The 23,356-nt window shown below is 56.4% G+C and carries 22 protein-coding genes; 9 read left to right on the top strand and 13 right to left on the bottom strand.

Annotation, left to right across the window (positions count from 1 at the left end; all coding sequences use genetic code 11):
* Window positions 1-33 precede the first annotated feature (33 nt).
* From AC2FH2_RS01560 to AC2FH2_RS01545, 4 genes are all read right to left on the bottom strand, one after another.
* Window positions 34-2,394 (bottom strand): xanthine dehydrogenase family protein molybdopterin-binding subunit, encoded by a 2,361-nt coding sequence (locus AC2FH2_RS01560; RefSeq protein ID WP_496822640.1) that lies wholly within the window; start codon window positions 2,392-2,394, stop codon window positions 34-36.
* A 54-nt stretch (window positions 2,395-2,448) separates the two neighbouring features.
* On the bottom strand, window positions 2,449-2,934 hold the full coding sequence (locus AC2FH2_RS01555; protein WP_142634109.1) for a (2Fe-2S)-binding protein: 486 nt from the start codon (window positions 2,932-2,934) through the stop codon (window positions 2,449-2,451).
* Between the two features lie 147 nt (window positions 2,935-3,081).
* On the bottom strand, window positions 3,082-4,083 hold the full coding sequence (locus AC2FH2_RS01550; RefSeq protein WP_496822638.1) for a molybdopterin-binding protein: 1,002 nt from the start codon (window positions 4,081-4,083) through the stop codon (window positions 3,082-3,084).
* Window positions 4,080-5,048, bottom strand: coding sequence for an XdhC family protein (locus AC2FH2_RS01545; protein ID WP_496822636.1), 969 nt, complete (start codon window positions 5,046-5,048; stop codon window positions 4,080-4,082). Before AC2FH2_RS01545 ends, AC2FH2_RS01550 begins: the two co-directional genes overlap by 4 nt.
* A 225-nt stretch (window positions 5,049-5,273) precedes the next feature.
* On the opposite strand from AC2FH2_RS01545, the gene AC2FH2_RS01540 reads away from it, so the two are divergent.
* Window positions 5,274-5,774 carry a hypothetical protein gene (locus tag AC2FH2_RS01540; protein ID WP_246097135.1) on the top strand — a complete coding sequence of 167 codons (501 nt, stop codon included), beginning with the start codon at window positions 5,274-5,276 and terminating at the stop codon, window positions 5,772-5,774.
* Between the two features lie 3 nt (window positions 5,775-5,777).
* On the opposite strand, the gene AC2FH2_RS01535 is transcribed toward AC2FH2_RS01540, so the two are convergent.
* Both AC2FH2_RS01535 and AC2FH2_RS01530 read right to left on the bottom strand, forming a co-directional pair.
* Entirely contained in the window at window positions 5,778-7,034 is a 1,257-nt protein-coding gene (locus AC2FH2_RS01535; RefSeq protein ID WP_496822635.1) for a vWA domain-containing protein, read from the bottom strand.
* Entirely contained in the window at window positions 7,034-7,942 is a 909-nt protein-coding gene (locus AC2FH2_RS01530) for an AAA family ATPase (protein ID WP_496822633.1), read from the bottom strand. The genes AC2FH2_RS01535 and AC2FH2_RS01530 overlap by 1 nt, the downstream gene beginning before the upstream one ends.
* 161 nt (window positions 7,943-8,103) lie before the next feature.
* On the opposite strand from AC2FH2_RS01530, the gene pyrC reads away from it, so the two are divergent.
* Window positions 8,104-9,141 carry a dihydroorotase gene (gene pyrC, locus AC2FH2_RS01525; protein ID WP_496822631.1) on the top strand — a complete coding sequence of 346 codons (1,038 nt, stop codon included), beginning with the start codon at window positions 8,104-8,106 and terminating at the stop codon, window positions 9,139-9,141.
* Here pyrC and AC2FH2_RS01520 read toward each other — a convergent pair.
* Window positions 9,138-10,433, bottom strand: coding sequence for an MmgE/PrpD family protein (locus AC2FH2_RS01520; RefSeq protein ID WP_496822630.1), 1,296 nt, complete (start codon window positions 10,431-10,433; stop codon window positions 9,138-9,140). The two genes, pyrC and AC2FH2_RS01520, sit on opposite strands and share 4 nt — an antisense overlap.
* Before the next feature lie 38 nt (window positions 10,434-10,471).
* Entirely contained in the window at window positions 10,472-10,918 is a 447-nt protein-coding gene (locus AC2FH2_RS01515) for a type II toxin-antitoxin system RatA family toxin (protein WP_142634123.1), read from the bottom strand.
* Window positions 10,919-10,990: 72 nt separating this feature from the next.
* Between AC2FH2_RS01515 and hpt the strand changes: the two genes are divergently transcribed.
* Both hpt and AC2FH2_RS01505 read left to right on the top strand, forming a co-directional pair.
* Window positions 10,991-11,533, top strand: coding sequence for a hypoxanthine phosphoribosyltransferase (gene hpt, locus AC2FH2_RS01510; protein WP_142634125.1), 543 nt, complete (start codon window positions 10,991-10,993; stop codon window positions 11,531-11,533).
* A 131-nt stretch (window positions 11,534-11,664) separates the two neighbouring features.
* Entirely contained in the window at window positions 11,665-12,024 is a 360-nt protein-coding gene (locus AC2FH2_RS01505; protein ID WP_281994695.1) for a hypothetical protein, read from the top strand.
* 4 nt (window positions 12,025-12,028) lie between these two features.
* On the opposite strand, the gene AC2FH2_RS01500 is transcribed toward AC2FH2_RS01505, so the two are convergent.
* Window positions 12,029-13,171, bottom strand: a complete 1,143-nt coding sequence (locus AC2FH2_RS01500) for an amidohydrolase (protein WP_496822628.1) — start codon at window positions 13,169-13,171, stop codon at window positions 12,029-12,031.
* On the bottom strand, window positions 13,168-14,118 hold the full coding sequence (lipA, locus tag AC2FH2_RS01495) for a lipoyl synthase (RefSeq protein ID WP_142634131.1): 951 nt from the start codon (window positions 14,116-14,118) through the stop codon (window positions 13,168-13,170). The genes AC2FH2_RS01500 and lipA overlap by 4 nt, the downstream gene beginning before the upstream one ends.
* 265 nt (window positions 14,119-14,383) lie before the next feature.
* Between lipA and AC2FH2_RS01490 the strand changes: the two genes are divergently transcribed.
* Window positions 14,384-14,932: a peroxiredoxin gene (locus tag AC2FH2_RS01490; RefSeq protein ID WP_496687851.1), complete on the top strand. Its 549-nt coding sequence runs from the start codon at window positions 14,384-14,386 to the stop codon at window positions 14,930-14,932.
* Between the two features lie 46 nt (window positions 14,933-14,978).
* On the opposite strand, the gene AC2FH2_RS01485 is transcribed toward AC2FH2_RS01490, so the two are convergent.
* Both AC2FH2_RS01485 and AC2FH2_RS01480 read right to left on the bottom strand, forming a co-directional pair.
* Window positions 14,979-15,899 carry a hydrogen peroxide-inducible genes activator gene (locus AC2FH2_RS01485; RefSeq protein ID WP_142634135.1) on the bottom strand — a complete coding sequence of 307 codons (921 nt, stop codon included), beginning with the start codon at window positions 15,897-15,899 and terminating at the stop codon, window positions 14,979-14,981.
* 52 nt (window positions 15,900-15,951) lie between these two features.
* Window positions 15,952-17,058: a DUF6456 domain-containing protein gene (locus AC2FH2_RS01480; RefSeq protein WP_496822626.1), complete on the bottom strand. Its 1,107-nt coding sequence runs from the start codon at window positions 17,056-17,058 to the stop codon at window positions 15,952-15,954.
* Window positions 17,059-17,299: 241 nt separating this feature from the next.
* Between AC2FH2_RS01480 and AC2FH2_RS01475 the strand changes: the two genes are divergently transcribed.
* A complete protein-coding gene (locus AC2FH2_RS01475; RefSeq protein WP_496822624.1) occupies window positions 17,300-17,608 on the top strand; it encodes a DUF6477 family protein in 309 nt (102 codons plus the stop codon).
* Here the strand turns inward: AC2FH2_RS01475 and AC2FH2_RS01470 are convergent.
* Window positions 17,601-19,145 carry a trimethylamine methyltransferase family protein gene (locus AC2FH2_RS01470; protein WP_142634141.1) on the bottom strand — a complete coding sequence of 515 codons (1,545 nt, stop codon included), beginning with the start codon at window positions 19,143-19,145 and terminating at the stop codon, window positions 17,601-17,603. The genes AC2FH2_RS01475 and AC2FH2_RS01470 overlap by 8 nt on opposite strands.
* Window positions 19,146-19,421: 276 nt before the next feature.
* Here AC2FH2_RS01470 and guaA point away from each other — a divergent pair, with 276 nt between their 5' ends.
* The 3 genes from guaA to AC2FH2_RS01455 all read left to right on the top strand — a co-directional run bounded on the left by guaA (window position 19,422) and on the right by AC2FH2_RS01455 (window position 23,227).
* On the top strand, window positions 19,422-20,981 hold the full coding sequence (guaA, locus tag AC2FH2_RS01465) for a glutamine-hydrolyzing GMP synthase (protein ID WP_496822623.1): 1,560 nt from the start codon (window positions 19,422-19,424) through the stop codon (window positions 20,979-20,981).
* Between the two features lie 96 nt (window positions 20,982-21,077).
* Window positions 21,078-21,977 carry a DMT family transporter gene (locus tag AC2FH2_RS01460; RefSeq protein ID WP_142634145.1) on the top strand — a complete coding sequence of 300 codons (900 nt, stop codon included), beginning with the start codon at window positions 21,078-21,080 and terminating at the stop codon, window positions 21,975-21,977.
* A 125-nt stretch (window positions 21,978-22,102) separates the two neighbouring features.
* The gene (locus tag AC2FH2_RS01455; protein ID WP_142634147.1) at window positions 22,103-23,227 is read left to right on the top strand and encodes an OmpP1/FadL family transporter; all 1,125 of its coding nucleotides are present in this window, start codon (window positions 22,103-22,105) and stop codon (window positions 23,225-23,227) included.
* Window positions 23,228-23,356 lie beyond the last annotated feature (129 nt).

Raw genomic sequence — 23,356 nt, 5'->3', positions numbered from 1 at the left:
GCGCGAGGGGTTGACCCCTCGCACCCCAACCTCTCACCCGTGCATCGCGGTCCAGACACGCGATGGACTCACCGGCATATCGATATGATCGATGGCTTTGCCGCCTGAATTCAACGCATCCAGCACCGCGTTGACCACCGCAGGTGGTGAACCGATTGCCCCGGCCTCACCACAGCCCTTCACACCCAACGGGTTATGCGTACATGGCGTCTGGCTCGAGTGATCCACCGCATAGAACGGCACATCATCGGCACGCGGCATGGCGTAATCCATAAAGGACGCGCTCAGCAGCTGACCGTTTTCGTCATAGGCACAGTTTTCAAGCAATGCCTGACCGATGCCCTGACCGATGCCGCCATGCACCTGACCATCCACGATCATCGGGTTGACGATATTGCCAAAGTCATCAGCGGCGGTGAAGGCTTCGATGGTGACCCGACCGGTTTCGGGGTCAACCTCGACCTCACAGGCATAGGCGCCAGCCGGGAAGGTAAAGTTGGCCGGGTCATAAAAGGCGGTCTCCTCCAGCCCGGGCTCGACCTCCAGCGGAAAGTTATGCGGCACATAGGCCGTCAGGGTGACATCACCCCAGGCCACCGACTTGTCGGTCCCTGCCACGCTGAACTGACCGTCCTTCAGCTCGATATCAGCCTCGGACGCCTCCAACAGATGCGCCGCGATCTTCTTGGCCTTGTCGATCACTTTCTCAGTTGCCTTTACCATCGCCGATCCACAGACCGCCAAAGACCGCGAGCCATAGGTGCCCATGCCAAACGGAATCTTCGACGTGTCGCCATGCACGATCTCGATCATCGACTCGTCGATACCGATCATGTCCGCCACAACCTGCGGGAAGGCCGTTTCATGCCCCTGCCCGTGGCTATGGGCACCTACCATGACGCTGATCGAACCGGTGGCATTCACCCGCACAGTCGCCGCATCATACAGACCCGCACGGGCCCCCAGCATACCAACGATGTTCGAGGGCGCGATGCCGCAAGCCTCGATATAGCAGTTGACGCCCAGACCCCGCAGCTTGCCCTTGGCCTCGCTTTCAGCGCGACGCGCGGCAAAGCCTGCCAGATCAGCAGCGGACTCAAGCTTGTCCATCGTCCCATTATAATCGCCTGTGTCATAGGTCAGCGCCACCGGTGTGTCATAGGGGAACTGGGTGATGAAGTTCTGCCGGCGCAGGGCGATCGGATCGACACCCAGTTCACGCGCTGCCTTGTCCACGACCCGCTCCAACTGGAACGTCGCCTCCGGACGGCCCGCGCCGCGATAGGCATCCACCGGGACCGTGTTGGTGAACATCGCCTTGACGTTAACCTGAATGAGCGGCGTCTTGTAGTTGCCCGCCATCAGCGTCCCGTGCAGCCATGTCGGTACCGAGCTGGAGAAGGTCGACAGATAAGCGCCCATATTTGCATAGGTGTTGGTGCGCAGACCGATAAAGTTATTGTCCGCATCCAGCGCCAGTTCGATCTGTCCGACATGGTCGCGCCCATGCGCGTCAGACATGAACGCCTCGGACCGGCTCGAGGTCCATTTGACCGGGCGGTTACAAGCCTTGGCGGCGAAGGTGCAGAACGCCTCTTCGGCATAGTGAAAGATCTTGGTGCCAAAGCCGCCACCCACATCCGGCGCGACCACGCGCACCTTGTGTTCGGGCAGACCCAGAACAAAGGCACACATCAACAGGCGGATCACATGCGGGTTCTGCGACGTGGTATAAAGCGTGTATTCTTCGGTGCCGCGGCTGTACTCGCCCACCGCCACACGCGGCTCCATCGGATTGGCAACCAGACGGTTGTTCACCAGATCCAGCGTGGTGACATGGGCCGCATTGGCAAAGACCTCATTGACCTTGGCATCATCGGTTTCGCCCAACTGCCAATCATAGCAGATGTTGTTCTTCAGATCGTCATGGACCAGCGTCGCGCCCTCTTGCGCGGCGGCCTTCATGTCGATCACGGCGGGCAGCTCCTCGATATCAAGCTCGATCGCCTCAGCCGCGTCGCGGGCCTGTTCCAGGCTATCGGCGACCACAGCAGCAATCGGATCGCCCACATGGCGCACTTTACCCTGTGCCAAAATGGGATGCGGAGGTTCCTGCATCGGTGCGCCGTGCTTGTCGGTCACTTCCCAGCCACAGGGCATGCCGCCCACGCCTTCGAAATCCTTGCCGGTAAACACTTTGACCACGCCCGACATGGCCTCGGCAGACGAGGTGTCGATACTGTTGATCCGGCCATGCGCGATGTCGGACCGCAGAAAATGCACATAGGCCTGGCCATGCACGTTGATATCGTCGGTGTAATTGCCTGCTCCGGTTAAAAAGCGCACGTCCTCGCGCCGTTTGGAACTGGCTCCGATGCCACTGTCTTTGGGCATTGCTTGTTCTCCTCCCTGAAAAAGAATTTTCGTCGAAAATTCTTTACGTCGGTATTACTCGGCAGCGATGCCGCTTACGTCCTGGCCCGATGCGGCCATGATCGCTTTGACAATGTTGTGATAGCCTGTGCAGCGGCACAGGTTGCCTTCCAGATACTTTCGAATCTCGGCTTCGCTCGGGCGCGGGTTCTCTTTGAGCAAGGCGGCGGCGCTCATCACCATGCCCGGCGTACAAAACCCGCATTGCAACCCGTGATGATCCTGAAACGCCTGCTGAATCACGTTCAAAGACCCATCCTCAGCGGCCTGGCCCTCAATCGTGGCGACCTCAGACCCGTCTGCTTCCAGCGCAAGCATGTTGCACGACTTCACCGCCGCGCCATTCACATGAACAACACACGCCCCACATTGCGCCGTGTCACATCCAACATGCGTTCCGGTCAGCGACAGATGATCACGTAAAAATCCAGACAACAACGTCCGACCCTCAACCTCTCCGCTAACAGACCTCCCGTTCACGGTCATGGTGACCTGTGTCATAAGTTCCTCCCATGTCATATTTTTCTCTGTCGAGTTAAACACGGGACTTATTGTTTGAGAACAAAAATTTCGCAGGGCGCCGTTTAGGACAGATCACAATGCCGAACAAAGCGGCCTGATCTGGGCCTTAAATTGATGTCAAACGCCTTACCGCTTGATAGATGCGCGTGGCTGTGGCCGGGTCGGGATTTCCTTGAGCAATCCACCGACCCCCATGCCTGCAATATGCGCCGCTGTCGTTTCAATCCCGCAAGCCACGCGCGACAAAACCCAATCCGCACCGTTCAGTGCGGGAGAACGCGCACACCCCGGCAAACCGATTACAGGTCTGGCGTCAAGTAGACCGGAGAACAACAGGTTGCCCGGATCTACCGGCATTCCAAACCGATCCACCTGACCGCCTGCAACACGAACAGCCTGCGGCGCGACATCATGTGCATCCGAAGTTGCTGAGCCCGTCAAGATCAGGACAATATCCCCTTTGACGTCCGTCAATGCAGCAGACAGCGCCTGAATCTCATGTGGCACCACCCGAATGTCATCCAAACCCATACCCAGGGCTTCGACTCGCCCTCGGATTGCGGCAATACCCTTGTCGTTCGAAACACCTCCGGGGATGTCTGTGACGATCAGGCCGGCACTGCGAAACACCGGGCCAGACAGGCGCACCGCCCCTTGTGCCAGCGCCGAGGCACGCGCCACATCTTCGCCGGGGACGGCATAAGAAATGACTTTGATCGTCGCCACCATCCCGCCTGATCCCATCTGTTGATATTGGGGTACTGTGGCCACGGTAATCATCGGGTTAACCAAGTTGAACGCTTCCAGCGCCTGTACGTCCAGAACAGCGACTCCGGGGCCTCTCGCCAAGAGGTTAACGCGCCCTGTGAACGGCTCGGTGACGCGCAATCCCACGGTTGTCGGGTCCGGGGCCAAAGCCTCTGCCAACATCCGGGCAGCGTCGTTTTCGTGACAATCACCGGATTCCAGTTGCGCAACAGTGACCGAGGTCAGCCCGGCGGCGGCCATTTCATCCAGATGAGTTTGCGTGAGCAAGAGGCCCTTACGCAGCTTTGTGTCTTGGGCTTTTACTGAATGCGCCAGAATTGCACCGGCGGCCTCGCGCAGAGGAACCGAGCCAAACTTCATGCTTTGCCCCGCAACACCGCAGTCATTTCGGCCAATATTGAAATCGCAATTTCCGCGGGATCGGCGGCGCCGATATCCAAGCCTACGGGACCGTGAATCTGTGAAATCTGCCTTTCAGTAAATCCGGCTTCTTTCATCCGGGTGACGCGTTTCGCATGCGTTCGATTAGACCCCAGCGCACCAATATAGAACACCCCGGCTCTCAGGGCGGCCTCTAACGCGGGATCATCCAGTTTTGGATCATGGGTCAGCAAGACAACAGCCGTTCGCGCATCCATTCCAAGCTTTGCAACGGCCTCATCCGGCCAATCCGTCAGCACGGTTTCCTCAGGGAATCTTGCGGCGGTTGCAAACGCATCTCGCGGATCCACAATCGCAGGGTCGTACCCCGCAATTCGCGCCATCGGGACCAGGGCCTGAGCAATATGAACGGCCCCGACCACTATCAACCGCAAGGGCGGATTGTGGACCGAAACAAATGTCTTCGCATCCTCTTCGAAACCGGACCGGTCCATGCGCATGCGTTCGGGATAACGATCGCGCTGCAACGCACGATGGCCGGATTCGATATTCACTTCATAAGCCACAGGCTCGCGCTGCGCGCGTGCAGCGACCAGATCGCGCAATATGCTTTCAGGAAGGACCGATCCAATAGGTTCGACCAGTACCCGAATTGTTCCGCCACAGGCCAGCCCGACCGCAAAAGCATCTTCGTCACTGACCCCGAATTCAAGTAGGCGCGCTTCACCCTCTTCGATCGCTTCCAACGCCTCGACGACAACCGCACCTTCGACACAACCACCCGATACCGACCCCTCAAAGCGGCCATCACCTGCTATCACAAGCTGAGCGCCAACACGTCTGGGGGCACTGCCCCAGGTCTGAACAACCGTAGCCAGCGCAACTGGCTTTCCCGTTTCATACCAATCCAGAGCAGTCTCGGGGCTGTTGTCGAATCTGTCCATATCGCCCTCCTGGCGTTTCCCGCACCAACATAGGCAGGTTTGGCAGGATGAAAAGTAAACCATCAGGCTAACTCATGGGCCTTGAAAGAAATTCCAAATGCTATGCAAAGCCCCGCGGGTTTCAGCCGAACATCCCAAGCATTGATTGCCAGCCCTCCCGATTCTGACCTAAACGCGGATCATGCGCAGCTGTGACGCAGATAATTTTCAAAAGGAGACAGAGACTTGAAACACATTATTACACTCGGATCGGTATTGGGAATGCTAGCGGCGACAGTGGCCAGCGCAGATACCTTCCTGCGCTATGGCGAAGTGGACGGATGGAAAATCTTCATCGATGAAGACAAGAAATCCTGCCTGATCGAAGCTGTTGATGACGCGGAAAACGTGGTTCAAATGGGTCTGACCGAAGACCGCGGCGTGGGATATGTTGGCGTATTCACCAAAGCTGAAACCAACATCAAGCGTGGCGAAACCGAGGCTGTGGCGATCCTGCTGGGCGAAAACCTGTATCTTGGAGAAGCCACCGGCATGAAGGGCAACATCACCAAAGGCTATTCGGGTGGCTATGTGCTGTCGGATGACCCCAAGTTTGCCGAAGACCTTGCCAAACAGAAAGTTATGGTTGTGTTCCCCGAAAAGGAATTTGCCTTCACCGTTGATCTGACCGGTACGTACAAAGCGATGGAAATGGCGCGTAAGTGCAACGAAGAACAGCTTGGTTGAGACCTACTTCGAAAGCGCGGCCATCAACCGCGCTTTCTCACCCATGTCATCCGGTTTTGAGATGACTTTGGCCAGATCTTCCAGCGACGCAATGGAATGACCGGCCCGAAAGCTGTCAACATGGGGAAGCATCGCCGCCACCCCCTGTGCTTTTGGCGCAAAGCCATCCCATCGCAACAAAGGGTTCAGCCAGATCAAACGGCGGGCTGACAGATGCAGGCGCTGGATTTCTTTTCCAAGCACCTCGGGTTCGCCCCGATCCAGACCATCCGTAATCAACAACACCACCGCACCCTGCCCCAGAACCCGACGCGACCAGTCACGGTTAAAAGCGTGCAGGCATTCCCCGATCCGCGTGCCACCCTCCCAATCTTGCGCCTCGGCCCCCGCCGCCGACAGGGCAGCATCCACATCGCGTTGGCGCAGGTGCCGAGTGATATTCGTCAACCTCGTGCCGAAGGTAAACGCATGAACCTTGGCCCACCCCGCGCCCTTGACGTTTGAAACCGCATGCAGGAAATGCAGGATGATACGAGAGTACTGGCTCATGGATCCTGAGATATCGCAGAGAACGACAAGGTTCGGCCACCGTTGTTTCGGCTTCAAATACGCGATGTCCCGCAGTTCACCACCCTGCCGCATGGATGCGCGCAGCGTGCGGGCGCGGTCGATCCGATGCCCAAAGTGGCTGGCTTGGCCTCGGCGCGACTCGATTGGTTTTACCGGCAATTTGAGCTGTGCCAGAATGCGCTTGGCCAAGGCAATTTCTTCGGTGCTCATTTGCTCAAAGTCTAGATTGCGCAACCGTTCTTCCGAGGACGCGGTCCGCGACGCATCTATCTCCAGCTCAGTTTCTTCCTCGATGTCAGAGCTTTCAGGCAAGTCCCGTTCGACGCCGTCCAGCAGAGCCTCGGCCGCGCGTTTCTCTGCAGCTTCGGCCTTACGCTCTTCCTGAACGCCGCGGATCGCGGGCAGCATCATGGACATCATGTGTTCCATGTAACGTGGGTCGCGCCAATACATGCGGAAAATCTGCGCAAATACTGCCCGATGCTCGGGTCGGGTCACGAAACAAGCGTGCAACGTCCAGTAAAAATCCCGCTTCTCCGAGAAACCCGCAGCATGAACCGCCCGGATCGCATCCACGACCCGCCCGGTGCCAATCGGCAGCCCTGCCTTGCGCAAAGCCCGCGCGAAATGAGTGATATTCTGCGCCAGTTTTGGGTTGTCGGGGATGTCGAGAGGGAGCTGTTCAGCCATCAGGCAGGTTCCAGCGACGCCTTGGCTTCATCCAAAATACGTTTCGCCTCGGACCCTTGCAGTTGCTGGATATCGTCCTGATATTTCAGGATCGCCCCCAGCGTGTCGCCGATCACTTCGGGGCTAAGGTTGATGACGTCCAGCGCCAGCAGGCATTTGGCCCAGTCGATGGTCTCGGCCACGCCTGGTTTCTTGAACAGATCCTCTGTGCGCAGGTGTTGGACAAAGGCGACGACCTCTCGGCTAAGCGCCTCTGCGACCTCGGGTGCGCGGGCGTTCAGAATTTCAATTTCACGGTCAAAATCCGGGTAATCGACCCAATGGTACAGGCAACGGCGTTTCAGGGCGTCATGCACTTCTCGCGTTCGGTTCGATGTAACGATAACAATCGGTGGCTCCGGCGCTTTGACAGTGCCCAATTCGGGAATGGTGACCTGAAAATCGCTGAGCGCTTCCAGCAGGAAGGCCTCGAACGGTTCATCCGTGCGGTCAAGTTCGTCAATCAACAGGACGGGAGCCCCGTTTTCATCCGGGCGCATGGCCTGCAGCAACGGACGCTCGATCAGGTAGTCGTCAGAAAACAATTCGGTCTGCAACGAACCCCGGTCAGCGCCGCCCGAGGCTTCGGCAGTTCGGATCGCCACCATTTGCGCCGGGAAATTCCATTCGTAAACCGCCGAGGATGCGTCCAACCCTTCATAACACTGCAGGCGGATCAGGCGACGGTTCAGACCAGCGGCCAGCGCTTTGGCAATCTCGGTTTTCCCGACACCTGCCTCACCCTCAAGAAATAGCGGGCGGCCCAGTTTAAGCGACAAAAACACCACTGTCGCCAAAGCCCGGCCGCAAACGTACCCTTGCGAGCCTAGCATCTGCTGCACGGCATCAATGGAATCTTGCTGCGTCATGGAACCCTCTTTCTTTCGTTGCTTAACAGGTCATGCAAGCGCGGGGGCGTCAAGGCCCCGGCCCCGCCACCCAGACGCCATCGCCGCAAATAGGTGAAGTTTTTGCACCAGATCCTCACGGTTTGGTTGGTCTTTGGCCGAGGCTGTGCTAGCGGATGCGCATGACTGATACCCTCACCATTCGCCGCCCCGATGACTGGCATCTGCATTTGCGCGATGGCGCCATGTTGCAGGCCGTTCTGCCCGAAACCGCACGCCATTTTGCCCGTGCGATCATAATGCCGAACCTCGTTCCGCCAGTTGTGCGCGGCGATCAGGCCGCCGCATATCGCGACCGCATTTTGGCCGTCCTACCCGAAGGCATGCCGTTCGAGCCGCTGATGACCTTGTACCTGACCGAAGACACCGACGCCGAGGATGTCGCCGCAGCCCATGCAAGTGGGCTGATCAAGGCCGTAAAGCTGTATCCCGCAGGCGCAACCACCAATTCCGCCTCGGGCGTGCGTGATTTCGACAAGGTCCGCCCGGTGCTTGAGAGAATGGCTGAGATCGGTCTGCCGATGTGTGTCCATGGTGAAGTCACCGATGCCGAGGTCGACATTTTCGACCGCGAAGAGGTTTTCATCGATACGATACTTGATCCACTGCGCCAGGCGACTCCTGGTTTGCGGGTGGTGATGGAACACATCACGACGGCTCAGGGTGCAAACTATGCGCAATCCGGTGGAGATGATCTGGCCGCAACAATCACGGCCCATCACCTGATCATCAACCGCAATCACATCCTGGTGGGCGGGATCAAACCGCATTACTACTGCCTGCCCGTGGCCAAGCGCGAGACCCATCGCCAGGCTTTGATGAGCGCCGCAACTTCTGGGATGTCTTGCTACTTCCTTGGCACCGACAGCGCGCCACACACAGATGCAAACAAGGAAATGGCCTGTGGCTGTGCGGGATGCTTCACCGCTACAAACACAATGTCCCTTGTGGCCGAGATGTTTGACAAAGCCAGTGCGCTGGACAAGCTGGAAGGGTTCACATCATTGAACGGACCTGCGTTTTATGGCCTGCCAGTTAATAAAGAAACCATCACCCTTACCAAGGGTGACCCCGTTGAATATCCCGACAAGATCGAAACTGACGACGGCCCGGTAACAGTATTCGAACCCGGGTTCCCCTTGCACTGGCGCGTCGTCTAACGCGCCAGCATTTTCGCCAGATCACGGGTGCGGCCACCGGTACGCAGCATCGACCAGATCGCGTCTGCGTCCTCGGCACCGATCAGCTTGGCCGCCTTGCTTCTGACTCGGTCTTCCCGGTCGGCCAATGTCATAGGGCCAAGCAAATCGTGGCTGGCCTGTTTTCGTGCCCCATCGCGGCGCAGCAAAGACAGATCCGCTTGAGTTTCAGACAGCGTCTCATCGGCTTCGACTGAAATCCGGTCCCGCAGCGATTGCAGGCGCCTATCCGCACATACCTTATCCGAAAAACTGTCTGGCAAGGCTGTGTCATATCCCAGCGCTTGCATAGCAATTACCGTCCGGTAGGAAAACTTGGCCCCCAACCCGGTGGTCGGAGAGGTTTGATTACACACTGTCATCCAACGTGGGTGGGTCTTGATCCTGATCTCGGCTACTTCGGGCTCTGCAATATCCAGGTCACGTGCGGCCTCTAATGCGGCGTGCAACCCATGACAGCAGGCATGAAACTTATGGCTTACATCTTTGAACAGCCACGTTTCTCCTATTCCATCGAGAGCAGCGGCCTGTTCGAACTGACCCATATGGGTTGCACCAAAACCATAGGGCCCCTCAAGCGCATCCGAGTTGGGATCAAACCCCTTGGACACCAACAGCGCAGCCTCAACCCCTGCAGCGGCAGCTAGCCCGGCATTATAGGGCTTCCCCATCGTGCCGAAATGAGCTTTCAGCCCTGCGGCGCGGGTGGCAGCCAGACCAAGAACCCGGCGCATCTTTTCCGTATCGAACCGCAGCACCCGACCAGCGGCGACCGCCGCACCAAAGGCACCTGACGTCGCGGTCTGATGGAACCCACCTTGGTAATGCGCGCGCCCCAGCCAAAGCCCTACGCGGATCGAAACCTCCATCCCGACAAGAGCGGCCTCAAGGACATCGACAAGAATCCGGTCGTCCCAATCACAAAGAGCAAAGGCCGCAGGCATAACCGCGACCGAAGGGTGCCCGATATGCGCAAAATGCGTGTCATCATAATCCAAAGCGTGGGAAATGGTTCCGTTAACCAAACCTGCTGCCCTGACGGGAGCCAGCCCCCCGCCAAACAGATGGGCCTGCGGGTTGCCTCCTTCATCCAGAACCAGTGCGCGCACAGTCTGAGATACGGGTTCGCTAACACCGACGCGGCCAACAGCTACCCAATCCAGCGCAGACAGAGAGGTTACGAGACGGGCCTCTGACGAAGTCGCAACAGCCCCCGAGGCAAAATCGGCCAATGCAGTGGTAAAATCAGTCATGAGGCGCAGTTTAGCAAGCGCCGGTTTCGGGTAAAGACTTAGCTGTACAATTCCTCTGCCCGGCCCTCGAACGCCCTCACGATCCTGTGCATCGCCTCATTGAAGACCACTCCGATGATACCCTGAAGAATGGCGTTCTTGAATTCAAAATCAACATGGAACGAAACGTTGCACCCGCCTTCTGCCGCGTCCTCGAAATGCCAGTCCGACTTCATGTATTTGAAGGGCCCATCCAGATATTCCGTGTCGATCCGGCGTTGTTCGGCAAACAGGGTAACCCGGCTGCCAAAGCGTTCACGGAACACTTTGAACGAAATGATCAGGTCCGCTTCCATCACCTGTGCCTCTCCTGCTGCATATGAGCGTCGGATACGTGCAGCCGCACACCAGGGCAAAAACTCGGGATACTTTGCTACATCGGCAACCAGATCGTACATCTGTTGCGCAGTGTAAGGCAGGTGTCGCGTTTCCGAATGTATAGGCATGGCGTCCGGTTTTTGCAGGTGACAATGGCGCGTCATGTCGTATGTTGCGCGCCAAAGATCAAGGGGGCAGCGATGAGCCAGCGCGGATATGTGATTGATGAGATGATCTCGGCAAAGGCCATTGCCGCCAGGATCGAAGAACTTTGCCGCGAAATCACTGCCGAATTCGACGGGACCGACAAGCTGGTCGTTGTCGGCCTGCTGCGTGGCAGCTTTGTCTTTATCGCCGATCTGGTGCGCGAATTGGACTTGCCCATCGAAGTGGATTTCCTTGAGGCGTCATCCTACGGGGATGCGATGGAAAGCAGCCGGGAAGTCCGCATTCTAAAAGACCTGCGCGGCGCTATTGAGGGTCGCGACGTTCTTGTGGTCGAGGATATCGTCGACACCGGGCACACGCTGAACCACGTTACTCATCTGCTGCAAAGCCGCGATCCTGGAAAACTTCGCTCGATCGCACTACTGGACAAGCCCAGCCGGCGCGAAGTCGATTTCCGTTCGGACTGGATCGGGTTTGAAATTCCTGATGAGTTTGTTGTGGGTTACGGGATCGACTACGCACAGCGCAATCGCAACTTGCCATTTATTGGTAAGGTTCGTTTTATCGAAGACTGAGAAGGGTAAAAATAGACCCAGATTCCAATAGTCAAAGTTGCTGCGCACATTTGCATTCACTTAATTGAATACCAGTGGACAACGCCCTCAACAACAGATTACCCTCCGATCATCTTGGGAGGATTCTGCTTATGAAAGTAATGTCTATTGGGCTTCTGGCGACTTGCGCAGTCGCCGCAACGGTTGGTCTTGCGGACGCAAAAGACAACAAGGGCAAAGGGAAAGGCCCAGACAAGTCGAAAATCGAAAAGTCGATAAAGACCAATAATGGCGTTGGTGTACCGCCCGGACAGATCAAGCGTTATACGCGAGGTCAGAAACTCCCTAACGATCTGAATTTTGATTATCTTGATGAACTGGACGGCTGGAAGTTGAAGCCCCTACCCGCCGGTCAGCGATATATCCGCGTGGATGACGAAATCCTGTCGATATCAGATGACACTAAGACAGTCATTGATGCCGTTGGAATAGTCAGCGATCTCGTAAACTGAAGTTTCAGCCATTAAGTGATCGAATTGCGGCAACAAATACGTCTACTCCTACCGGGATAAGTGCGTCTGGAAAATCATAGTCAGGGTTATGCAATTGCGGATGATCCTGCCCCGACCCCAGCCAGAACATGGCCGTTTTTGCGCCTTTCCCAAATTGCCCGAAATCTTCTGAGAATTTTTGCGGCGTCTCTGTTGAATGGAACGGTACTCCACGCTCGGCGCAGGCCATTGCGATGATGCTCACCGCGTCGCTGTGATTGACGCAGGCCTCGAAGACATCGTCATAGGTGATCTCAACCTCCAGACTGTCGGCGGATGCGGCGCGGCGCGCCAGTGCCTCGGCCTCGGTCATCAGCGTCCGCATCCGGGCATCTGAAACGGTGCGCAAGGTCACCCAGATCTCGGCCTTTCCCGGAGCCACGCCGAAAGTCGGCTCTCCCAAACGGGCATGCGTCACAGTTGTCAGCGCAAAATCGGCATCCAACGCGCCGCCTGCGCCTAAAATCGCCAGCTTCGAAACCAGTTCGGACATCGCCTCAGCCGGGGAAATCCCATCCTGAGGCGCAGCCGCATGGGACGTCTTGCCGGTCAGGATGATTTTCATCCCGCGCGAGGCGCAGTTAGCCGAACTCTGACACAACTCGACAGCGCCAAGTTCCAACCCCGGCAGGTTGTGCAGAGATAACACGTAGTCCGGCGCGATCTTCGCGAATTGAGGGTCCGCGCGAAAGGCGATGGCGCCCTGCCCGGTTTCTTCAGCCGGTTGAAAGATCAAAACCACCCGACCCTTTTGGGGTCGGTGACGCGCCAGGTCTTCCGCAACGCCAAGCACCATCGCCATGTGCCCATCATGGCCACACAGATGCCCTTTGCCCGGAACCTTCGACACATATAGGTGCGTACCAAGTTCTTGAATCGGCAGCCCATCCAATTCGCACCGGATACCAACGGTTGGCCCAGCCTGCCCACTGTCAAAAACCGCGGCAACGCCATGCCCTCCCAGTCCGGTAAGCACATGGTCCGCACCGAACCCCCGCAAAAGATCTGTTATGCGGGCAGCGGTCTCACGCTCGTGTCCGGATAGTTCGGGATATTGATGCAGGTCGTGGCGCAGGCGTGTCAGCCGCGCATGCGCTTCGGGTGTCACCCCTGTTCCAGCTTTTTCCGGCGTGCCTCACGCAGCCGGGCAAAATCGTCTCCGGCGTGATAAGACGACCGGGTCAAAGGTGTGGCCGATACCATCAGGAACCCTTTGCCATAGGCTGCCTTTTCATAGGATGCGAATTCTTCCGGCGTTACGAACCGATCGACTCCGTGGTGTTTGGGCGTGGGCTGCAGATACTGACCGATGGTCAGGAAATCAATTTCAGCGGCGCGCATATCATCCATGACCTGCCGGACCTGCTGACCATCCTCACCCAAACCGACCATGATCCCGGATTTGGTAAAGACCGACGGGTCCAGCTCTTTCACGCGCTGCAATAGACGCAAAGAGTGGAAATACCGCGCGCCCGGTCGCACTTCGGGATAGAGGCCAGGCACCGTTTCAAGATTATGGTTAAAGACGTCTGGCTTTGCCTCAACGACAACTTCTAGAACGGACGGATCGCATTTCAGAAAGTCGGGCGTCAGAATTTCGATCGTCGTACCCGGAGACCGGTGACGCACGGCGCGAATGGTCTGCGCAAAGTGCTCTGCCCCGCCATCTGCAAGGTCATCGCGGTCGACAGAGGTGATGACCACATGGTTCAACCCCAGCTTTTCAACTGCATGAGCAACGCGACCAGGTTCAAACGCATCCAGCGAATCCGGGCGACCGGTGGCGATGTTGCAAAAGGTACAGCCGCGGGTACAAATCTCGCCCATGATCATCATGGTCGCGTGGCCCTGGCTCCAACATTCACCGACATTGGGGCATCCGGCTTCTTCGCAGACCGTAACCAGATTGTTGTCACGCATGATCTTGCGCGTGTCGGCATAACCCTGACCACCGGGTGCTTTGACGCGAATCCAACTGGGCTTTTTCGGCTGCGAATTGTCGGGCCGATGAGCCTTTTCTGGGTGTCTTTGTTCGGGAATGTTCAGATCGCGCACGGCCTGTCTTTCTGACTTTGGGTCAATTCGGTTTACCCATAACATAAACTGACCTCTGCTATTACACCACCCATGCATAGCCGCTATGCATCAGGGTGAAAAACTTTGACGTCTCAGGGCCAAAATTCTAAATAATTTCCTATCATTAACTGCAACTTACGCGTTGTCAGGTAAATTCTGACGCACCTGGAACATCCGCCATTGAAGCGGATTTGGAATCCTTTTAAGTCCACGAAAACCGTACGTGATTCACAGGAGTTCGATCATGAAGTCTGGCACCAAACTGCCCGAAGTGACCTTTCACACCCGCGTCCGAGACGCTTCTGTCGAAGGACCAAACCCCTTCCGTTGGGAAGACAAGACCACGGCGGACTATTTCGCAGGAAAGCGCGTGATTCTGTTCTCACTGCCTGGCGCATTCACCCCGACATGTTCGACCTATCAGTTGCCCGGTTTTGAAAACGGCCACGCAGATTTCAAAGCCGCAGGTGTGGACGAGATCTATTGCATGTCCGTGAATGACAGCTTTGTCATGAACAAATGGGCACAGGATCAAGGCCTGAAAAACGTCAAGGTCATCCCTGATGGCTCAGGCGAATTCACACGTAAAATGGGCATGTTGGTCGACAAAGATAATCTAGGCTTTGGCATGCGGTCCTGGCGCTATGCGGCCATCATCAATGACGGCATCGTAGAAGCCTGGTTTGAAGAGCCCGGACTGATGGATAACTGCCCCGAGGACCCCTATGGCGTTTCTTCACCGGAAAACCTGATGAAACATCTAAACGAAGTCAAAGAGCCGGAACTGGCCTGAGTTCGTCCTCAACAGAAAAGCCCGCTTCAGGCGGGCTTTTTTGTGACTAGCGCGTTTGCGTGACAATGCTCTCGCCGACGGTGCGAATGGTATCCGCCAGGCTTTCGAACCAATCTTCCTGCGAGGTAGAAGATCGACGAACTAGCCCCACTGTCCTTGCCGGCTGCGGCGAGGCAAATCGCATCAACTCAAGACCCGGTACCGCGTCGGATTCGGAACGGGCGGCAAGCTCTGGCATGAGCGTCAATCCAAACCCTTCGGCAACCAAACGGGATAATGTCGCCAAAGACGAGGCACCCATGTTAATCAGACCGCTGCTGCGGTCCTGACCACAAACCTCCAGGGCCTGATCCGTCAGGCAGTGCCCATCATCCAGTAGCATAAGCTGTGCATTTTGAAGGTCCAAAGGGCGCAAACGCTCTGTATCGCTGGAAAAATTGCGCAACCGTGCCGAACTTCCGGCCAATAAGAACCGATCCTCGAACAAGGGAAATTCGAACAATTCGCTTCCCCCGGAGGGCAGCGCGACCACACCTGCGTCGATCTCACCAGCGCGCAGCATCGTCAACAGGCGCTCTGTCCGCGCTTCGCGTATCTGCACTCTCAAAGAAACATCGGCCGCCCTTAACCCCGCCAGAACACCTGGCAGAACATAGGGCGCAATCGTCGGGATTATTCCGATCGACAAAGACCGATGCCCGCTTGAGTGATCCTTGGCAAATTGGTCGAGCCTGTCCGAGGCACCAAGTATCTGACGCGCATATTCGAGCACATCCCGCCCCAAAGGGGTAAGCAATATGTCACGGGCCTTACGCTCGAACAGGGCACCACCGAGGGTCTCTTCTAACGCCTTGATCTGAACCGATAATGCCGGTTGCGAAACGTTACACATCTGCGCCGCCCGCCCAAAGTTGCGCTGCTGCGCAACGGCGTTAAAGTATAGGAGCTGTCGAAGGGTAAAGTTCATAACCCCTAGCTATCACTCCGCCCTGAAACCGCAACCAAAACCGATCAAAGCGTTATCCGATCATACGGCTTCGCTCTTCCTGATCCTGGTAGTGACGTTTCAGGCGCTGTAATGCGATACGCAAAACGATTTTGCCGGACCGCGCTGACCATCCCATTCGCTTTTCCGCCAATTCCAACCCCTCCAGATAGCAACAGCAGCGCAAAGCCACGTCGCTCAACCCCGGTCCAAGGTCAGACAATGCACGCTCTACGCGGTCGCGCGCTTCTGAAGAACCCCGGTTGCCAGTGTCGTCGCTTCCAAAACTTCCGCGCCCACCGGCAGTCAGGAAATGGTCCCAGTTCTGTGCAACCTGAGGTCCGATCTGAGCCAGTTCAAAATCCTCGCGCAGGCGCTCTCCTGCCCCGACAAGTGCTTCATCTAAAAACGGCTTTCCATCCCGATCCCGACGCCTTGCCAGGGCGATCAGCGGGCTTTCTGCGGCGCTATAGCGCATTCTTCTGGGACGTTCTGGATGGGCGCGGTTTGTCGTCGCGTGAGAGGGCGCCCCATGAAACGAAGCAGGCGCTTCTGCCATTCCATGTTCGTTGCGAGACCTTGCCTGGTTCTCGAAATCGGCCATTAATTGGCTCAGTGCCGTGCGGCCCGCGCTGGTAATCCGGTAGCGCGATATCCGGCCTGGGTTGTCGCAGGAAATCCAATCCTTCAACGCCAATGCCTGTGCAATCCTGCAATCAACCACTGCAGTCCTGGTCGCAGCGGCGTCGCCGGTATCGCGCACCACCACTGCTTTGTTCATTTCTTCAGCGACAGCCAGGACCGAACCGGTCTCACACAGTCTGCGCAGTACCCTTAGGGCCTCGTGGTTGAATTCCTCTTCTTTTTCGACGTGTGAATCATGACTGAAAGCTGAAACCGTGCGATCAGAAGCATCATTGACCGAAAAATGTTCTTCGGCCAACGACTGCAAAGCCGCATCCACCAATGGATCGTCACGACGCATCTCAATTCGGCGGATTTGTCTAAGAATGGTCGAAGCATGGCACCCCGCAGATCGCGCAATATCGCGGATCGACTGGCCGGTTTCTGTGTGGGCCAGGTATCGCTGTGCCCCCTCAGGTACCCAAGCCGGAATGGTGAAAGCCATGTTGTTTTCCATAGTTCTGTGCCCTCATCGACGAAACAATCTGTTCTCTATCGCCCCCGGTGACTTTGTTAACCAATTCTAACTAGAGTCGCTTTCGTTACTCGTTCGTTAACTGCCGGAGGTGATGACCAGATTTCATTCAAATTCATAAACACTCATGAAGCGAGAGTTCGGGGAGAACCCGATTAAGGCAACACCCGCTTAGGTTGTGTAACAAATTGGGCAACATCAATCAGACAAGTGGAGCCCAATGATGCAGGACCTGATGACCATGATTTCCGCCCTCCGCCGCCCCCGCCTATTGGCGCGGGCAGCCAAACACGGCGCACAGGACTATGATCGGGACCGCCACCTGCAACGCATACTTGGGTACGGATCGCTACCTGGGTCGGGTGCGGCGCTGATGCGTTTGATGGATATTGAGCGAGAAGTTAACGCGCAGAGGCTGGCAGAAGATGAAGGCTATTCGCTGGTCCGTCATTTGGACCTTCTGATCGCGCTATTGGGTGAGGCGCAGCTGTACAAGGCCAGCCGCGCCTCACAGTTTTCAGTTATCAGCTGAAAGCGTCCGGCATAGAGGCCTTTTTCTTTTCAACATATTCGGTCAAAGCGCTGTGAATTCCCGGGTCGAGTTCCGGTTGCTTGTAGTTGGCAATCAAATGCTCGACCCGTGATGAGGCCAGCTGCCGCGTATCGCGCGCGCCCTCGTCTTCCCAGGTTTCGTAAGGTTTGTAGTCCAGCAGGTCGGACTTCCAGAACGCCTCTTTGAAGTTTGCCTGCGTATGAGCACAACCCAGATAGTGGCCACCCGGGCCGACCTCGCGGATTGCGTCCATGGCCTGGGCGTTTTCGTCATAGGCCACACCCTTGGCCAGACCGTGCAGAACGCCAAGTTGATCTGCGTCCATGACGAACTTTTCAAAGTCCGCAACCAGGCCGCCTTCAAGCCAGCCGCAGGAATGCAGCATGAAGTTCACGCCCGCCATCAGCCCCATGTTCAGCGAGTTCGCGGTCTCATAAGCGGCCTGCGCATCGGGCAGTTTCGAGCCACAGAACGACCCGGCTGAGCGGAACGGCAGACCCAGACGCCGCGCCAGCTGTCCCGCGCCATAGGTAACCATTGACGCCTCGGGTGTGCCAAAGGTTGGCGCGCCTGAGTTCATGTCGATCGACGAAACGAAAGCACCAAAGATAGCAGGCGCTCCCGGGCGGATGATCTGACTGTACGCGACACCGGCCAAAACTTCGGCCAGAACCTGTGTCAATGTCCCCGCTATCGAAACCGGCGCCATCGCACCACCGACGATGAACGGCGAGATGATGCAGGCCTGATTATTCCTGGCGTAGACTTCCAGCGACCCCATCATCACATCGTCGAAGGTCATCGGCGAGTTGATGTTGGTCAGCGAAGTCATGACCGTGTTTTCCTGAACAAACTCTTTGCCGAACAGGATCTCACACATTTCCACCGAATCCTGAGCGCGGCTGGGATCGGTGACCGAGCCCATGAATGGCTTGTCCGATAAGGTCATATGCGCCATCAGCATGTCCAGGTGACGCTTGTTCACCGGAACGTCTGTGGGTTCGCACACAGTACCGCCCGAGTGGTGTAGCCACTTTGACATGTAAGCCAGTTTCACGAACTTGTTGAAATCGTCCATGGTCGCATAGCGACGGCCACCTTGCGCATCACGCACGAACGGAGGGCCATAGACCGGCGCCAGAACCAGATTGCGACCGCCGATGACCACGGACTTTTCCGGGTTTCTTGCGTGCTGCGTGAACTCGCTTGGCGCAGTTTTGATCAACTCGCGCGCAAGGCCGCGTGGGATGCGCACCCGTTCGCCATCCACATCGGCGCCCGCGTCTTTCCAACGTTCCAGCGCCGCAGGGTTGTCGACAAAATTGACGCCGACTTCGGCCAGAAGCGTTTCCGCATTTGTTTCGATGATCTGCAACGCTTCTTCGTTGAGAACCTCGAAATTCGGAATATTGCGTTCGATGTACTTTGCGGTCTCGATACGAACCGCTGTACGTTCGGCCCGGCGGGCAGCGCCACCGCCACCTCTCGCCCTGCGCCGGGTGTTTGCCTCTGTCATGAGAAAATCCCGTATCAGTTGTTGAATTTACATGTGTGTTACAGGAACCCGCCGCAATGGCAGTCGTGGATAACGGCGCTATAGGGGAAAAAGCGACAAAATGTCGGGGACAACCGCCACAAATGACCCAGCACATGTTTTTAAAGTCGCGCGGGTCTTCGTCATTCGTTTCGGGACCGTCCACCAGACTAGCGGGCCCTAACCGCGACCAACTGGCGTGTCTATACCACTTGAAATCCCTTGCGCTTATCATCTTCGCAACCTAGTAGCAGACCCATGACCCAAGACACCCATGACCGCCTTCTGATCATCGACTTCGGCAGCCAGGTAACGCAACTGATTGCGCGCCGCCTGCGTGAGCTGAATGTCTATTGTGAAATCCATCCTTATCAGAATGTTACGACGGACTTTGTTCGGAAAATGGCCCCAAAGGCCGTTATTTTCTCGGGCGGTCCCGATAGCGTGACACGAGAAGGGTCTCCGCGGGTCCCGCAGGAAATCTTTGACATTGGCGTTCCTATCCTTGGTATCTGCTATGGGCAGCAAGTGATGATGCACCAGTTGGGCGGCAAGGTTGAAAGCGGCCATGGCACCGCAGAGTTCGGCCGCGCCTTTGTGACCCCCAAAGGCCAACTGGATATTCTCGATGGCTGGTTCACCGACGGCGATGAACAGGTCTGGATGAGTCACGGCGACCATGTCAGTGCAATCGCGCCGGGGTTTCAGGTTTATGGCACCTCGCCCAACGCACCGTTTGCGATCACCGCAGACACGTCCCGCCATTTTTATGCAGTTCAGTTCCATCCCGAGGTGCACCACACACCAAAGGGCGCCAAGCTTTATGAGAATTTTGTAAAGCTCGCCGGGTTCAGCGGCGATTGGACCATGGGTGCCTATCGCGAGCAGATGATCGCGACAATCCGCGAACAAGTGGGCGATAAACAAGTGATCTGCGGTCTGTCCGGAGGTGTCGATAGTTCGGTCGCGGCGATCCTGATCCACGAGGCGATTGGCGACCAGCTGACCTGTGTGTTCGTTGATCACGGCCTGTTGCGCAAGAACGAGGCTGACGAAGTCGTCGGCATGTTCCGCGACAACTATAATATTCGGCTTATCCACGCGGATGAAAGCGATCTGTTCCTAGGTGAGCTTGAGGGGCAAAGCGACCCGGAAACCAAGCGCAAGATAATTGGCAAGCTGTTCATCGACGTGTTCCAGAAACATGCCGACACGATCGACGGGGCCGAATTCCTGGCCCAAGGTACCCTCTACCCTGATGTGATCGAATCCGTTTCGTTCTCGGGCGGGCCTTCGGTCACGATCAAAAGTCACCACAATGTTGGTGGTCTGCCAGAGAAAATGGGTCTGAAACTGGTCGAACCGTTGCGCGAACTGTTCAAGGACGAGGTCCGCGCATTGGGGCGCGAGCTGGGTCTGCCCCAAAGCTTTATCGGCCGCCACCCCTTCCCCGGCCCTGGTCTGGCAATCCGTTGCCCCGGAGAAATCACCCGCGAAAAACTAGATATCCTGCGCGAAGCCGATGCGATCTATATCGACCAGATTCGCAAACATGGGCTTTATGATGATATCTGGCAGGCCTTCGTGGCGATCCTGCCGGTTCGGACCGTCGGTGTCATGGGCGATGGCCGCACGTACGACTATGCCTGCGCCCTGCGGGCAGTTACCTCAGTCGACGGAATGACCGCCGACTATTACCCGTTCAGTCATGAATTCCTGGGCGAAACCGCCACCCGGATCATCAATGAGGTCAAAGGCATCAACCGATGCACCTATGACATCACGTCGAAGCCTCCGGGCACAATCGAGTGGGAATGAAAACAAGCCGGGCCAGCGCCCGGCTTTTTTGTTTCTGCGACACAAATATTTAGTTACCAATCAACATCGTAGAACTCCTAGTGCGCGGGCAACTCAATGGAAAGCAGCAAACCCCAAATCGGCAAAGCCGCGCTGTGGATGATCGGGGCGATCGCATCCTTTACGTCTATGGCCGTGGCCGGACGTGAGCTGAGCGTCACCCATGACACCTTTGAGATCATGTTTTATCGCAGCCTGGTCGGCATGTGCGTGGTCAGCCTTGTCCTGACGGTTACGGGAAAGTGGCATCAGGTATCGACCGAACGGATTGGCCTCCACGGGGTACGAAATACCCTGCATTTCACCGGTCAGAATCTCTGGTTCTACGCTGTTTCCGTGGCACCACTGGCACAGGTCTTTGCACTTGAGTTTACGCAACCGATCTGGGTGATCCTGCTGTCCCCGATGCTGCTGGCCGAACGGTTGACAGTCGTGCGGGTCCTTTCAGCACTTATCGGTTTTGCTGGTATCCTTATAGTCGCACGACCGGGGGCTGTTCCGTTAAGCGCAGGAATTGTCGCCGCCGCGATGTCGGCGGTGTTCTTCGCTTTGACTACAATTTCCACAAAAAAACTCACGCGTTCTGCAAGCATCGGGTGCATCATGTTCTGGCTTACCGTTATACAGGCTGGTCTTGGGCTGGCAGCCTCTGCGATCGACGGAGAACTTGCGTTACCAACGATGGCAACCGCGCCTTGGCTTTTGCTTGTAGGGCTTGCAGGCCTATTAGCGCATTTCTGCATTACGAATGCACTCTCAATCGCACCGGCTACGGTTGTGATCCCATTCGATTTTGCGCGCCTTCCTACAATCGCGATTGTCGGTATGCTTTTCTATCATGAGGCTCTCGATCAGTGGACGCTCGTGGGGGCTGCTGTCATTTTTGTGGGTATCTTCCTTAACGTTCAGTCGGAAAACCGTAACAGTTTAGCAACAGATTCTCGCAACACTCACTAAGGGTAACGTTCAGTCACCCGTTGACCAGCTATTGTAGAGAGAGTGAAATCCACCAGTAAGAATAACTCGGTTGTGCGCAGACACCACAAATTCGCGCAACTTAGCGACATAATTGGGAGGAATGGATGAAGAAGACGCTTCTGCAGGCGTGTGCTTTGTGCGTGGGCGCAACAAGCATTCAAGCCGGTGGTCTGGACCGTAGTGGACAAGGAATCAATATCATTTTCGAAGAGGGATCCGTGGTCCAACTTCGTCTTGGATATGCGTCACCCGACGTAAGCGGTGAACAAAATGGCGTAGAATCAGGTGATGTGTCGAATGCTTTCTTCTCACCGGGCCTGGCTTACAAACGTTCATTTACTGACAAACTGGACTTTGCGCTGATCTATGATGAACCATTCGGTGCGGATATTGGGTACTCCGCCGACTATCCCCTGTCGCAGAATCCAACTGCAGCGTTTGGAGGACGCAGCGGGATTCTGAGGGCCAGCGCTGATGTCGACTCCCTCACCGCATTGTTGCGCTACAAGCTTGACGGTGGCTTCAGCGCCATTGGCGGTATTCGCGCGCAACGTGCTAGCGCAAAAGTCGTTGTACCGGCAGCAGCCGGATACGAATTTGATGCGGATGCCGATACTGACTTTGGTTATCTCGTCGGGGTTGCCTGGGAAAAACCTGAAATCGCAGCTCGGGTTTCGCTGGTCTACAACTCCAAGATCACTCACGATCTGTCGTCGACCGAGTCGTTCAACGTAGTGCCGCCCGTCCCCGCCGGGTTGCAAACGATCGATGACACGACCAGGGTCGAGACACCGCAATCCATCAACCTGGATTTCCAGACCGGGGTTGCCCCAAAAACGCTGGTGTTCGGATCGATCCGCTGGGTTGACTGGCCTCAGACAGTAGTGGCACCTGCCGCCTATGTCGGGATCGTTGGGGACAACCTCGTCGACTTTGACGACGACACATTCACCTATACTCTTGGAATGGGATATCAGTTCTCAGAGGCTTTTTCTGGTGCGATATCTACATCTTACGAAAAGTCGAATGGTACCGAAGTATCAAACTTGGGGCCGACTGACGGTTTCTGGAGCATTGGCGTAGGCGGTACTTACACCGTGGAAAATGCTCAGATCTCGGGCGGTGTCCGTTATACGGACATTGGCGATGCGACAACCACCACGGGTGGTGAATTCAGCGGCAACTCTGCCTGGAGCGTCGGCCTTCAGTTGACCTACTCTCTGAACTGATCAGCGGCAAAACTGTTCACAAGGCTCCGCCCTCCGGCGGAGCCTTTTTTGCATAGATCCGCATGATCACGAATTGAGATGATGCGGTCCTGCGTGGCAAGGAACAGATATCTACTCCCATTCTGGCAT

It is taken from the genome of Ruegeria sp. YTSA105 (assembly GCF_059610225.1).
The sequence above is the reverse complement of the archived record's forward strand: the minus strand, read 5'-3'. Positions and strand labels throughout refer to the sequence as shown.